The organism is Mesorhizobium sp. WSM3868 (assembly GCF_002294785.1).
Lineage (GTDB): Bacteria > Pseudomonadota > Alphaproteobacteria > Rhizobiales > Rhizobiaceae > Mesorhizobium.
The window spans coordinates 129,200-141,701 of sequence record NZ_NSGB01000001.1; the positions used below are offsets into that span (position 1 = coordinate 129,200).

At 65.4% G+C, this 12,502-nt stretch carries 14 protein-coding genes and 4 pseudogenes; 7 read left to right on the forward strand and 11 right to left on the reverse strand.

Annotated features, from left to right (window positions below; genetic code table 11):
- Positions 1 to 2 precede the first annotated feature (2 nt).
- The 3 genes from CK221_RS00600 to CK221_RS00610 are packed head-to-tail and all read right to left on the reverse strand — an operon-like array spanning position 3 to position 3,944.
- On the reverse strand, positions 3 to 1,082 hold the full coding sequence (locus tag CK221_RS00600) for an AAA family ATPase (protein ID WP_095776273.1): 1,080 nt from the start codon (positions 1,080 to 1,082) through the stop codon (positions 3 to 5).
- A 19-nt stretch (positions 1,083 to 1,101) separates the two neighbouring features.
- Positions 1,102 to 2,547 carry a DUF5691 domain-containing protein gene (locus tag CK221_RS00605; RefSeq protein ID WP_095776274.1) on the reverse strand — a complete coding sequence of 482 codons (1,446 nt, stop codon included), beginning with the start codon at positions 2,545 to 2,547 and terminating at the stop codon, positions 1,102 to 1,104.
- Positions 2,544 to 3,944, reverse strand: a complete 1,401-nt coding sequence (locus CK221_RS00610; protein WP_095776275.1) for an SWIM zinc finger family protein — start codon at positions 3,942 to 3,944, stop codon at positions 2,544 to 2,546. Before CK221_RS00610 ends, CK221_RS00605 begins: the two co-directional genes overlap by 4 nt.
- 152 nt (positions 3,945 to 4,096) lie before the next feature.
- Between CK221_RS00610 and CK221_RS00615 the strand changes: the two genes are divergently transcribed.
- Positions 4,097 to 4,264, forward strand: coding sequence for an IclR family transcriptional regulator C-terminal domain-containing protein (locus CK221_RS00615; RefSeq protein ID WP_170950242.1), 168 nt, complete (start codon positions 4,097 to 4,099; stop codon positions 4,262 to 4,264).
- A 165-nt stretch (positions 4,265 to 4,429) separates the two neighbouring features.
- Here the strand turns inward: CK221_RS00615 and CK221_RS00620 are convergent, their stop codons facing one another.
- Together CK221_RS00620 and CK221_RS00625 are read right to left on the reverse strand one after the other, a co-directional pair.
- Positions 4,430 to 4,924 (reverse strand): VOC family protein, encoded by a 495-nt coding sequence (locus CK221_RS00620; protein WP_245430549.1) that lies wholly within the window; start codon positions 4,922 to 4,924, stop codon positions 4,430 to 4,432.
- Positions 4,925 to 4,976: 52 nt separating this feature from the next.
- Positions 4,977 to 5,246, reverse strand: a pseudogene (locus CK221_RS00625) (aldehyde dehydrogenase family protein); the annotation flags it as partial.
- On the opposite strand from CK221_RS00625, the gene CK221_RS00630 reads away from it, so the two are divergent.
- Entirely contained in the window at positions 5,230 to 5,367 is a 138-nt protein-coding gene (locus tag CK221_RS00630; RefSeq protein WP_245430570.1) for a hypothetical protein, read from the forward strand. The pseudogene CK221_RS00625 and the gene CK221_RS00630 overlap by 17 nt on opposite strands.
- Positions 5,368 to 5,372: 5 nt before the next feature.
- Here CK221_RS00630 and hpaR read toward each other — a convergent pair whose 3' ends face one another.
- Positions 5,373 to 5,777 carry a homoprotocatechuate degradation operon regulator HpaR gene (gene hpaR, locus CK221_RS00635; RefSeq protein WP_245322302.1) on the reverse strand — a complete coding sequence of 135 codons (405 nt, stop codon included), beginning with the start codon at positions 5,775 to 5,777 and terminating at the stop codon, positions 5,373 to 5,375.
- A 189-nt stretch (positions 5,778 to 5,966) separates the two neighbouring features.
- Between hpaR and CK221_RS00640 the strand changes: the two are divergent.
- Both CK221_RS00640 and CK221_RS00645 read left to right on the forward strand, forming a co-directional pair.
- Positions 5,967 to 6,220, forward strand: a pseudogene (locus CK221_RS00640) (5-carboxymethyl-2-hydroxymuconate isomerase); the annotation flags it as partial.
- 107 nt (positions 6,221 to 6,327) lie between these two features.
- Positions 6,328 to 6,594: pseudogene (locus tag CK221_RS00645) on the forward strand (2-oxo-hepta-3-ene-1,7-dioic acid hydratase); the annotation flags it as partial.
- A 243-nt stretch (positions 6,595 to 6,837) separates the two neighbouring features.
- On the opposite strand, the gene CK221_RS00650 reads toward CK221_RS00645, so the two are convergent.
- Entirely contained in the window at positions 6,838 to 7,857 is a 1,020-nt protein-coding gene (locus tag CK221_RS00650) for an isopenicillin N synthase family oxygenase (RefSeq protein WP_095776663.1), read from the reverse strand.
- A 57-nt stretch (positions 7,858 to 7,914) separates the two neighbouring features.
- On the opposite strand from CK221_RS00650, the gene CK221_RS29530 reads away from it, so the two are divergent.
- Entirely contained in the window at positions 7,915 to 8,100 is a 186-nt protein-coding gene (locus CK221_RS29530; protein ID WP_141245810.1) for a hypothetical protein, read from the forward strand.
- On the opposite strand, the pseudogene CK221_RS00655 reads toward CK221_RS29530, so the two are convergent.
- Together CK221_RS00655 and CK221_RS00660 are read right to left on the reverse strand one after the other, a co-directional pair.
- Positions 8,088 to 8,195: pseudogene (locus tag CK221_RS00655) on the reverse strand (ABC transporter permease); the annotation flags it as partial. The gene CK221_RS29530 and the pseudogene CK221_RS00655 overlap by 13 nt on opposite strands.
- Before the next feature lie 34 nt (positions 8,196 to 8,229).
- Positions 8,230 to 8,919 carry an SDR family NAD(P)-dependent oxidoreductase gene (locus tag CK221_RS00660; RefSeq protein ID WP_095776277.1) on the reverse strand — a complete coding sequence of 230 codons (690 nt, stop codon included), beginning with the start codon at positions 8,917 to 8,919 and terminating at the stop codon, positions 8,230 to 8,232.
- A gap of 212 nt (positions 8,920 to 9,131) precedes the next feature.
- Between CK221_RS00660 and CK221_RS00665 the strand changes: the two genes are divergently transcribed.
- Positions 9,132 to 10,247, forward strand: coding sequence for an anhydro-N-acetylmuramic acid kinase (locus CK221_RS00665; RefSeq protein ID WP_095776278.1), 1,116 nt, complete (start codon positions 9,132 to 9,134; stop codon positions 10,245 to 10,247).
- On the opposite strand, the gene CK221_RS00670 is transcribed toward CK221_RS00665, so the two are convergent.
- Complete coding sequence (locus CK221_RS00670) at positions 10,244 to 10,666, reverse strand: GNAT family N-acetyltransferase (RefSeq protein WP_095776279.1); 423 nt, start codon at positions 10,664 to 10,666, stop codon at positions 10,244 to 10,246. The two genes, CK221_RS00665 and CK221_RS00670, sit on opposite strands and share 4 nt — an antisense overlap.
- A 59-nt stretch (positions 10,667 to 10,725) precedes the next feature.
- Positions 10,726 to 11,907 carry an MFS transporter gene (locus tag CK221_RS00675; protein WP_095776280.1) on the reverse strand — a complete coding sequence of 394 codons (1,182 nt, stop codon included), beginning with the start codon at positions 11,905 to 11,907 and terminating at the stop codon, positions 10,726 to 10,728.
- Between the two features lie 48 nt (positions 11,908 to 11,955).
- Here CK221_RS00675 and CK221_RS00680 point away from each other — a divergent pair, with 48 nt between their 5' ends.
- The gene (locus tag CK221_RS00680; protein ID WP_095776664.1) at positions 11,956 to 12,495 is read left to right on the forward strand and encodes an Lrp/AsnC family transcriptional regulator; all 540 of its coding nucleotides are present in this window, start codon (positions 11,956 to 11,958) and stop codon (positions 12,493 to 12,495) included.
- Positions 12,496 to 12,502: the final 7 nt, after the last annotated feature.

Here is a 12,502-nt window from a genome sequence, read left to right on the forward strand (position 1 = left end):
GCTCAGATGGCCGCGTTGAGCGCCGCGTAATAACCGGCGTAGTCCGGCCGCTTCTTCAGCACCGTCTCCAGATATTCCTCCAGCACGACCTTGTCCTGGACCGGATCCTTGACGATGGCGCCGACCAGGCTTGGCGCCAGGCCTTCGGCGTGGAGCTTGCCGCCGTCGAACCAGGCCGCCTGGCTGAGGCCGCTGATCATCGTGGCGATCGCCTCGGCGGTGGAGAGCGAGCCCGACGGCGTCTTCAGCGTCACCTTGCCGTCCGAGGTCGCGCCGGAGCGCAGCTCGCGGAAGATGGTCAGCACGCGCGCGATCTCCTCGCCGACATTTTTCGGCACCGGCAGGTCCAGTCCGCCGGCCATCTCGCCGACGCGCCGAGACACGATCGAGACCTCTTCCGCCATGTCCTCCGGCAGCGGCAGCACCACGACATTGAAACGGCGCTTCAGCGCCGAGGAGAGTTCGTTGACGCCCTTGTCGCGATTGTTCGCGGTGGCGATGATGTTGAAGCCGCGCTGCGCGTAGATCGAGGTGTTCAGCTCCGGCACCGGCATCATCTTTTCGGACAGCACGGTGATCAGCGTGTCCTGCACGTCGGAGCCCATGCGCGTCAGCTCTTCCAAGCGGCAGAGCTTGCCTTCCTGCATGGCGCGGTAGAGCGGCGTCGGCACCAGCGCCTCCTGGCTCGGCCCCTTCGCCAAGAGCTGCGCATAGTTCCAGCCGTAGCGGATCTGATTCTCGTCGGTGCCGGCCGTGCATTGCACGATCAGCGTCGAGTTTCCCATGATGGCGCCGGCGAGATGTTCCGAGACCCAGGATTTTGCCGTTCCCGGCACGCCGAGCAGGAGCAGCGCCCGGTCGGTCGCGAGCGTCGCCACCGCGGTTTCCATCAATTGCCGACGTCCGACATATTTCGGGGTGATAAGCGTGCCGTCGCCCGCCTTGCCGCCCATCAGGTAAGTGAGGACAGCCTTGGGCGACAGGCTCCAGCCGGCAGGCTTCTGGCGGTCGTCGTCGCGCGCGAGCGCCTGCAGTTCGGAGGCATAGACCTGCTCGGCCGGAAGGCGGATGGCTGCGTTCATGCGATCTTCTCCGGGTTGATCATCTGTCGGATTGCGAAGGGTTTCCGGCCAGCGCCGCATTGAGCCGCAGCAGGCCGAGGGATGGGGAAGCGGGCGACAGGCCGGCGGCGATCACCTCGTCGATCAATTTTTCCGCCGCCTCCGGATTGGCCAGAAAGCCTAGGGTCTCGAGATACTGCTCGGCGCTTCGTTTCATGACGTCGTTGTCACCCGAGACGGCGGAACGCAGCGCTGGAAGCGTCTTGCTCCTTGCGAGGTCGCTCCATTCCAGCCAGCCTGCTTCCGCGCCTTCGACCAGGTTGAGCGCGGCCAGATTTTGCCCATCATCCAGGATCTGCCTGATCAGGACACGCTTCCTGCCGTTGTCCAAGCGCGACATGAGCTGGAGGACGAGAAGCGCCAGCCTGCCGCCGGCGGCGACAAGCAAATCCGCCAAACAGGCGACCGCCGCATCGCTGCCGGACACCGCGATCATTCGAACGAGAAAGAGATCGGCACCCTCATCGACGCCGAACTGCCATGCGCCAATGAAATCGGGCTCAGTCTTGCCGAATTGGGCGATGAGATCGCCGAAGTAACAGGACGCGAACAGGTCGGCGCGACGCGACTGTTGCGCAGGCGACTTGGGTTTTATCGGCGTGTAGGTGGTGCGGCGGCGGATGAAGCCGGATTTGCCTTCCTCAATGAAAGCGGCGAGCTCGGCTATCGGATCTTTCGACGCGCCATCCGCTGGATCGCTACGTTCACCCAACCTTGCCAGGAGCCGGCCGGCCGTTTCGCGCACCTTGCCTGAGCGATCGGCGGACAGGCTCTTTAGAAATGGAATGTCATCGGCACTCAAGCCGAAGCGCATCAGCTCCACGAGCGCAAGCCTGACCTCCGCCGGCTCGCTCGCTCCCTTGGTCTCAATCAACGTCCGCGCCAAGACAGGCATGGTGCGCCGTAATTCGACCAAAGCTGTACGGCGCGCGGCAGGATAAAAATCATCCCAGGTTTCAGCGGTGAGTTGTCGTCGTCGAGACTGCCTGTCGCCATCCGCGCCTGCTTGCCAGTCGACCCAGGGAGCATAGATATCTGGGCTTTCCTGATCCGACGCAGCAGGCATCCAATCCATCGGATGCAGCACGAAGCCTCGGCTGGCGACGAGTGTGGCCACGCGGGTCTTGAGCCTCGCATCAGCGGCGTATTTCAATGCGGCACGCAGCAACGGTCGCAGCCAATCAGGAAGCATCGGCAGCGCGAGCATCGGCAGCGGCGGACGGCGTTTCAAGGTTTTGGGCGCCGCCGGCCGAAGCGCGACATCCAGCGCCTGCGCGGCGATCGCCAAGAGCCGACGTTCCTGCTCGTCCGAGCTGGAGGCAGCCGCGAACTCCTTCCATTCGGCGGGCGCCAATTCGAAAGCGGCGCCGCCCGAAATCCAGTTGTCGCGAAGCCTCGCCAGCCCTGCCTGCTCGAGCTCGTTCATGAGAGATTGAGCCTCCCGACGCTGCTTTGTGAGGCCAGAAGCTCGAGCCTGGCGCCGTTCCACAGCGCTGCCGTGACTGTCAGATCGAGGCCAAGCAAGGTCTGGTTGACGGAGCCGGCGACAGGCAGGGCGATGCCATGCGAATCGTTCGCCGCCTGCCACCAGGCGCCATCCTTCTCGTCCAGCGCGATCGCGCCCGCCGGCAGGAGGATCGGACAGTCGGACAGCCACGGCGCGCCGTCCTGGAAAGCTGCATAGGCGGCCAGCGGATCGCCGGCAGCGTTCGGAGCAAAATCGGGCCAATTGCCGGACGACGCATCGCCCAGGCGTTCTGCGACCAGTGCGCGAAGCGGAATTCGGGATGGATAGAACACCAGCCTCGCCTTGAAGCGATCCCCCGGCGCGAAGGCGCCGGAGCGGCGCCCGGCCGAGGCCGGGAAGAAGTCCAGGAGGACGGCAAATCGTGGGATTGGGCTTTTCAGATCGAGCAGCCAGGTCGCGTGGCTGACCAGGCCGTCGCGACGGGCCTCGATCTTCTCTCCCAGCACCTCCCAGTCGCTCTCGACCTGGACGGCATCCGGATTGGCAAGGATCTGGTCGCGTGTTTCGGATGTCGAGACCAGGCGCTTCAGCTCGGGATCGTCGGGCGCGGCACGCCAGGCCTTGGCGAGCAGCACCAGCTTACCGAGCTCGCGGATCGCGGCATCCGGCCGCTCTTCGTTGCGCAGCGCCATCAGTTTCGCGGGCAGCTCGTCGATACGCCCGGCCAAAGCGGTCGCCTTGAGGTCGACAAGCCGCGCCGCGATGCGGCGGCAGCGTTCGCTGCTGGCGTCGACAAATCCGGCAAGGCCGAGCCGAAGCTGGTCGGCGATCCATTGATCGAGCTCATCGAGCGCGGCCGAAACGGCGCTTCGCGTATCCTCGGCCCGCTTGCGCTGCGCCGCCTCGCGGCGTTCGGCGGCCGCGGCGTCTTCTACAGGAGCGCTTTGCTCGGGCCGCAACGCCTCGTCGATGCTTTTGCTTTCCGCGCTTGCCGGCGCCGGCGTCGGCGACTGGCCCGGCTTGCGGCGCCGGCCGAGCCAGTCATTGACCCATTCCGGCGTCTGGTCGACCCGATCGAAGCTGGCGGGCGCGGTGGCGCCGATCCACATCAGCCCCAGTATGTGCTTGCACGGAAATTTTCGCGATGGACAGGTGCATTTGTAGCCGTGGTCGCGGGCATCGAATGCGACGCGGTAGGGATTCGCTCCCGAGCCCTGGCATTCGCCCCAGATGAGGCCCAGCTGTTCGTTTGTCTCGAGGCGGGGCCAGTTCGACCGCTTGGTCAGCTTGGCGGCGGCGCCGAGCGAGGCCTGGTCGGGCGCGAGCGCCTCGATTGTTGTCAAATCCAGCTGCAAGCCGCTCCCTCATGGCCCCCGAAGCATGATGTCGCGACGATAGATACCTGTTTGCGGCGCGCTGGTGTAGCTCCAGCCGCTGAAAAGTTGGTGCCTTGTCTAACGTTGCGTTGCCCTGTTCATCGTCAGGCGCGCGAACCCACCAGGACGGCGTGCACAGCATAGGCGCGGCGATCCTCGGCGCCGACGGGCAGCCGATCGGCACGCTGTCGATCGCCTCCCCTGTCTCGCGCGTCGACGATGCGGTCGCGGCCGCCCAGGGCGAGGCGGCGATCAGGGCGGCGAGGCTCATCTCGGCGCGGCTGACCGGCGAGGCATGACTCATCTTCCCCGTTGCGGCGAAGATGGTTAGGTGCTGCCGACGCCGTCCCGATGGCAGCTGGCGTCGTGCCCCAGCTTCTCCAAGCCTGATGTCATCATCTGCCTACTCAACCGGTTGCTTCGCGTTCCGCAACCGGCGGATTTCGCGGCCGAATTCCTCGCCGTCAAACACCGTCCTGGTAAAATTCGATCGGGAGTCCATCGGGATCGGCGATGAAGGTAAACAATCGTCCCGTGTATGGATCTGTTCGGATGGGCTCCACCTCGACGTCTCGCGACCGAAGCAGGTCGGCTGTTGCCTCGACCGAGGCGACCGAGAATGCAATATGCCTTAATCCACAGGCCTCGGGCCTGCTGGGCCGGCTTGGCGGATCAGGGAAACTGAACAGTTCGATCTGGATGGGACCGTGACGCAAATCGCACTTCCAAGACTGCCTTTCGGGGCGCCAGTTTTCGGCCAGAACGACGAAACCGAGCTTGTTCGTGTAGAACTGCTTGGAGGTCTCATAGTCACTGCAGATGATTGCGACATGATGGACAGCCAGGAGCATCAGATTGGCCTCGCGTAAGCGTCGATAACGGCGACCCAGCACAGTCGCATCGGGTATACCTTGGCGCAACCAGGCGCCGACACCGGCCGTGCCGGCTTGGGCGAGCATCTCCACAAAGTCCGGCCACCCTCCCCTCGAGGGGAGCTTATCCGAGCGCTATTCACGCCGTCCTGAGGTCGGTGTACTTCTCGATCGCGTGCTGCGACTTGTCTCTGCCGAAGCCGGACTGCTTGAAGCCGCCGAGCGGTACCGTGATGTCGGCGCCGCCATAGGTGTTGACGTGGACCGCGCCGGCATTGATGGCGCGCACCATGCGATGCGCGGTCGAACGCTTCGAGGTGCACACGGCAGAAGCAAGACCATAGACGGTGGCGTTGGCAAGGCGCACCGCCTCTTCCTGGCTTTCGAAGCGCATGACACCGAGCGCCGGCACGCACAATGTGATGTTCGGGCGCGTCGTCGACATCCGCCACGGCAGCGACGAGGCGGCGCTGCTCCGTGTCGGGCGCAACTACATGCAGCCCAGCGCGCTGGGGAGTTTCGGTGGCTAGTCGGGTCAGTCCGGCGCTGACTCCGACTCGATCAGGCTTTCCAGCATGTCCAGCAGGCGTTCGTGCTGCTCGGCGCCGTAACGCTTCTCGATGGCGTCGTGGATGGCGGTGCGCTCGGGCGCCAGCTCCTCGATCAGCGCCACGCCGGCCGGGCTGATGGCGAGCAGTGCGCGGCGGCCGTCATCCTTGACCTTGTTGCGGGTGATGAATTCGCGCTCGTCCAGTGCTTTGATGATGCGGGTGAGGCTGGGCGGCAGGATCGAGGCGCGGTTGGCGAGCTCGGTCGCTTCCAGCGGACCGGTCTCGGCAAGCACGCGCAGCACGCGCCATTGCTGCTCGGTGATGTCGTGGCGAGCAAGCATCGGACGAAAATGCGCCATGATCACTTCACGAGCGCGAAGCAGAGCCATGGGCAGGGAACGGCGGGTGCTGGGCGGCAGCAGAGTCAACTCTCCGAAAAGTTCCAGTCCAGTACGACTCGCAACAGAAATTAACGCTCGGATCGCAGCTATATCCGCGATTTCTCCGAGAGCGGCAATCCCGTCCCCGACGACCCCGTCGACATGGGAACGAGCGCTTGACATTCGGTCGCCAAGCCCTTGCCCCACATGGCGATCGAATATTCGGCGAATCTCGACGCGAGGTCGAGATGAGCGAGCTTTGCGCGCCCGTTTCACGCATCATCCTCGAGACCGGCCTGTTCGAGCCCGGCGCCGTGCGGGTGCGCGCCTTCCGTGCAGATGCCTATGCGATCGCGGACCGGCTCCCCGAGAACGGCTTCATCGACATGAATTTCCGCATCGGCAGGGGCCGCAGCGCGGAGGAGAAGAAGCGGACCGGCGAGGCGATCTTCAAGGGGTCATCGCGCGCGTTCTATGTCACACGCTCGGCCTGCAGGTGAGCGACGAGACCAGCGACGCGATCTATCTGCGCGCGCTGGAGGAGCGCGGCCACCCCAGCCCGCGCGAGGCAGACCTGCGCTGGATCGGCGCCATCGTGTCGCGCAACGGCGAGGTGGAGGAGACGGGGCTCGGCGCCGGCGTGCTCGATCATCCGGCCAAGGGCATTGTGTGGCTCGCCAACCGGCTTCACCAATACCGCATGCAAATCGAGGCCGGACAGGTGGTGCTGTCGGGCTCCTTCATCCGGCCGGTCGAATGCCGGCATGGCGATCGGACCGTCTCGGATTTCGGGCCCCTTGGTGCGATCCGCATCGCTTTCGCCTGACCGGCAATCCTCGCTCCGCGAATTTGCAAGCTGCGCGCTGCCCCAAAGAAAAAGGCCGGGCGCGAAAGCGGCCCGGCCAAGAAATGAAGGTCATAACCTTCAGAGGGGAACATCGCCCGGCGCAATGGGAGGAAAACACCGAGCGATGGCCTCTATTTGGGGCGGTTGCGGTATATTTTCCACGAACTGAATTCCAAAAACTGGCCGAAAGGCGAAAAAATATCGCGCGGGCAGCGGCAAAGCTCAGCCGGCCGCCGCTGCCTTTTCCAGAAGATCGGCATAGTGCTGCCGGGCCACGTCGGGATGCGACCTCAGACGGCTCTTCAGCACATTGGTTCCGACGTTTCGGAAGAGCGGGTTGTCGGGATCGCTGGCCGGCCCGCGCGCCTCAGCCGCCAGTTCCTGCGGAAGGTCGAGCAGCGGGATGGTCGCGTCGAGCCGGGCGCTGAAGAAGAACGGCACCGAAATCCGCTCGACGCCTTGCGGCGGTGTGACGACGCGGTGCACGGTTGCTCTCAGATACCCGTTCGAAGCGAGTTCGAGCAGTTCGCCGATGTTGACCACGAGCGTTTGCGGAATCGGATCCACATTCACCCAGCTGCCATCATATTCGACCTGCAGCCCCTTGTTCTCGTCCTGCAGCAGAAGGGTGAGGAAACCGCCATCCTTATGCGCGCCGACGCCCTGGTCGTCACCGGTGGCGTCGCGGCCTGGGTAGCGCACGATCTTCATGCGGTGGTTGGGCTCGCTGCCATAGATCGGGTCGAAGGCGTCCTCCGGCTGATCGAGTGACAGCGCGAAGGCCTTGAGCAGCCGGATGGCTACCTCCGTCGCCTTGGTCTGCCAGGCAAGCAGCGCCGGCTTCAGTTCGGGCAACGCAGCCGGCCACTGGTTCGGACCTTGCAGCCGGGTCCAGGCCGGCACGCTCGGCCCTTGCGAAATGGTCGCGCGCTCGACGCCGATGTCGAGCTGCTCGCGCCAGTCGGCCTTGCCCCTGGTCAGCTCGCCGCCGGCACGCGTGTAGCCGCGAAATTGCGGCGACTTCACCATCTCGATGGCCAGCTTGTCGGCCTCCGACAAGGCAAAGAAGCGCCGCGCGGCATCGAGCACCGCGTCGATGTCCGGCTGCGTTATGCCGTGGCCGCTGAGATAGAAGAAGCCGACATCGCGAGCGGCGGTGCGCAGATCAAACAAGAAGGTCCGCAGTTCCGACTCGCCCTGCTCCAGTCGGTCGAGATCGAGCACCGGGATTATTCTGGCCATGGACAGCTTCCTCTTGGCGGCAACTCTCTGTTTTTCGCAAGTCCGGACGGAAAACCGATGCGCACTTTTCCTGGAATTGCTCGAGCAACCCCGCCGCACGATGACATGCGCGTCATTGCAGGTGAAGAAACGCGCCAACCAATCTCGTTGCAAATGGAGCAAGCCGCCGCTCAATTCCCGGGTTTTCGCGGCAAATTGCGTTCATTCGACTTCCGCTTCTCGCGTTTCGCCTATCCGCGATGATCCAGCCACGCGACCAGCCGGTCACACCACTGGATGCCGCAGACCAGCACGATCAGCACCACCACCGCCGCAACCATGACGCCGGTCTCGCATCGCGGCGCGTTATTGCACGGTTCGTGGAATGGATCGTCAGAACGTCTCGACCCAGGGCCTCATCTCGACCTCGAAGCTCCAGGCGCTGCGATGCTGGCGGTGGACTGCGAGATAGGTCTCGGCGATCGCGTCCGGCGAGAGGCGGCGATCCGGCCGGTCTGGCTCGGCCGCCTGCCCGGGCGGCTCGATCTGGCCGTCGATGATGAAATGCGCGACATGGATGTTCTTCGGACCTAGCTCGCGCGCCATCGACTGCGCCAGCCCGCGCAGCCCGAATTTCGGCATGGCGAAGCCGGCCGAGCCGGAGAAGCCCTTGAGACTCGCAGTGGCGCCGGTGAACAGGATCGAGCCGGAGCCGCGCGCAACAAGCCGGCGCGCCGCCTGCTGGCCGACGAGGAAGCCGCCATAGGCGCCGACGAGCAGGGCCTGCTTGACCGCCTCCGGATCGAGCTCGGCGATCGGGCCGCGCGTGCGGCCGCTGGCGTTGAAGACGGCAATTTCGAGGGAGCCGGCCTTGTCGGCCGCCTCGAACAGCCGCGCGACGGAGGCGGCATCCGACACGTCCGTCTCCACCGCCCGCGCACCCGTCTCCTGAACCAGCGCGGAGAGCTTGTCGACATTGCGGGCGGCCAGCACGACGCGAAAACCTTGCTTGCCGAGGAGCCGCGCCAGCGAAGCGCTGAGGCCAGCTCCAGCGCCTGCGATCACTGCGACATTGGCGGCCATGTCGTTCCTCCTGCGAGTACGCGTTGTTCAAGTTGAGGTCGATAATCGCACAAGCTCGCTCCTTCGGCGGCAAGAGGCAAGGACCAGGTTGCTCCGTTTTGGCAGTTCGACGCAAAGGCGGTGCGCGGTGAGAAGTCCCGGCGCAGCCGAAAGACTTGCCTGTCGCGTCGATCCGTCCGACACGTGGTTCAGCGGCGATTCGAGGAACGACCATGGAACCAATCTGGGCCGTCGGCTTGATGACCGGTACGGTGCTTGACGGCAATATCGACGTGGCGCTGATTAAAACCGACGGCGAGCGCATCGCCGACGCCGGTACATACACATTGGCCCCCTACCCGCAATCGATCCGCGCCCTGCTCGAAGAAACGCTGCGCCAAGCACGCGTCTGGAATTTCGAGGGGCCGGAGCCGGCGATTTTTCGCGAGGCGGAGGAGGCGCTGACGCGCGCGCAGTCGGCGGCGGTCAGGGATTTGGTCGAAAGCCAGGGCATGACGATGGCCGATATCGGCGTCGTCGGCTTCCACGGCCAGACGGTGCTGCATCGCGCCCCGCAGGCGGGACGGATCGGTCGCACGCGCCAGCTCGGCGACGGCGAGCTGATGGCCGCCCTGCTTGGCACCAAAGTCGCCTATGACTTCCGCACGGCCGATGTGGCGGCCGGCGGACAAGGCGCGCCGCTCGCTGCCGCGTATCATGCGGCGCTGCTCAAAGAGGCCGACGCCAGCGGCGACACCGCGGTGCTCAATCTGGGCGGCGTCGGCAACATCACCTGGTGGGACGGCAAAGACAACATCGTCGCCTTCGACACCGGGCCGGCCAATGCGCCGGTCAATGATTTCATCAAGGCGAAGGGCCTCGGCGAGATGGATCGCGACGGCAGACTGGCTGCCGCGGGTACGGTCGACGAGGCAAGGCTAGAGCGGCTGCTGCAGCATCCGTATCTGACGAAGCCTTACCCAAAATCGCTTGACCGCTTCGACTTCACCGCGGCCATGGCCGACGGGCTCGGCGCGGAGGACGGCGCGGCGACGCTGACGGCTTTCACCGTCTCGGCGGTCGGCAAGGCGCTCGATCTGTTGCCGCGCCGGCCAAGACGACTGGCGGTCAGCGGCGGCGGCCGCCGCAACCCGACCATGATGGCGATGCTCGGCCAGCGCGCCGGCGTCGAAGTGGTGCAAGCCGAGACGCTCGGCTGGAAGGGCGACGCGGTCGAAGCGGAATGCTTCGCGTTCCTCGCGGTGCGCGTGCTGCGCGGCCTGCCGATCAGCTTTCCGAGCACCACCGGGGTGCCGCAGCCGATGCGCGGTGGAAAGCTCGCGGGTTAAGACAACTTCTTCTGCATGAAGATGCGGCTGCGACCGACCGGAAAATCGGCGAGCGTGCCGAACGGCTGGTAGCCCTGGCGCTGATAGACCTTGGCTGCGGTCGGATTGAAAGTGTCGATCCACGCGGCCTGGCAGCCGCGCGCCAGCGCTTCCCGTTCGGCTGCGTCCAGCATGCTCGCGGCGATGTGCCGGCCACGCCAGGTTTCGTCGACCCAGAGCCATTGCACATAGAGCCAGCCCCAGGCGGTGTAACCGGAGATGCCGGCGACGATCGCGCCGGCGTCGTCGCGAACGAAGACGGCGAGCGTCTTCCGGCCCGAGGCACCGACATCGCTGTCGTTGAAGGCGGTCAAGCCCTCGCCGACACGGGCGAGATCCTGCGGCAAGGGCTCGGCGGTGATCTCGAGCGTCATCTTCACGGTGGCTCCGGTGCGGTTCGGAAGCCAGCCTTAGCCAAGGAGCGAAGCGACACGCAAGCCTATTGCCGGGCAGAGCGCCACGCTGCGGCCGATGCCGCCACCAGCATCAGCAAGGCGGCGACCAGGGCGCAGTTGGCGAAGCCGAGGGCGGTGTAGAGCGGGCCGAAACCGGCGGTGCCGACGGTTACGGCGAAATAGGTGACTGCGCTGTTCAGGCCCATGATCGTGCCGCGCCGCGCGGCGTCGAGCGCGGTGAGCCGCATCACCAGAACGTTCAGCCCGAAATGGTTGGCAAGGCCCCAGACGGCGATCGTCGCCATCAGCAGGCCGAAGGTGCCGCTGGCCGAGGCGATCGCCACATAGACGGCGGCGACCAGCAGATAGGCGAAGGGCATGACACGGCGGGCGCCGAGACGGTCGATGACGCCGTCAAGCAGCGCCGCCGCGCCGAAGCCGAGCCCGTAAGCGATCGCCGCCAGCCCGTTGGCGCTGACCGGCTCGCCGAGACCTTCATGGAGATGATCGCCGAGATAGCCGTAGACGCCATAGAAGGCGGTCATGAAGGCGCCGCAGGCGATCAGCAGCGGCAGGATTCCGGGCACAGCCAGCGCGCCGAGCGGCGACGGTGCCGGACCGCTTTTCCTGGTGTCGCGCAGCGAGCTGACCGACAGGCCGGCGACGGCGGCTCCGGCGAGAAGCGCGACAGCGGCGAAGACGGCCCGCCAATGGATCAGATCGGCAAGCACCGCCGACAGCGACACTCCGGCGACCATGGACAGCGTCCAGCCGGTCAGCACGACGCCGATCGTTCCGCTCTCGCGGCCGGGCGGCGCGATCGCTGCGGAGCTGGCGTAGATCGCCGGCATGGCGACGCCAGCAGCGATGCCGGCAACGAGCTGGGCCGCGACCAGCGCCGCCACCGTCGGCGCGAGCGCGCTGCCCACCAGCGCCAGCGCAAGCAACAGCAATGCGCCCTGCAGCATGCGGCGGGCGCCGATCCGGTCGATATAGCGGGCAAGAAAAAGCGCGCTGGCCGAGGTGCCGAGGCCGAAGGCAGCGGCGGCCGTCATCACCGCCGGCACGCTTGCCGCGAAGGATGCCGCGACGGCGGGCGCTATCGGCCCGAGAACCAGTGAGTTGGAGCCGATGACGGCGATGCAGCCGGTGAGCAGGTAGGCTGCGGCCGGGATCGGTGCACGGGACGCCGCAGCCAGAATCGCTGATTGATCACTGTTCGACATATCTCCATAATGGCCGAATTGAATTCAGCATCAATGGAGAATTTCCAAATGGACTCAGAAACAGATGACGTTCAGCGGAACAAGCAGCCAACCCGTGAGGTCGACCCGATCGACCGAAAAATATTAGGCGTTCTGGTCGATGATGCGACCATCAGTTATGCCGAGCTCGGCGATCGCGTCGGCCTGTCGCCACCGGCGGCGCATGAGCGGGTGAAGCGGCTCAGGCGCAGCGGCGCCATCCGCGCCACCTCGGCGATCATCGATCCGAAGGCGGTGAAGAAGCCGCTGCTCGCCTTCGTGCACATCGATACCAGGGGCTGGGGCAAGACGCCGGAATTGATGGCGATCTCGGAATGCCCGGAAGTGGAAGAGATCCATTCGGTCGCCGGCGACACCTGCATGCTGCTCAAGGTACGCACCGAGGATACAAGGGCGCTGGAAGGCCTGCTGTCGCGTATCTACGAGACGCCGGGCGTGGTCTCGACGCGCAGCTATGTGGTGCTTTCAACCTATCTCGAACGGCCGGTCCAGCCAGAGATCACGGCCGAATGGCCGGCACCCAAACATATGGCGACGCCTGTCTACTAATCCACCG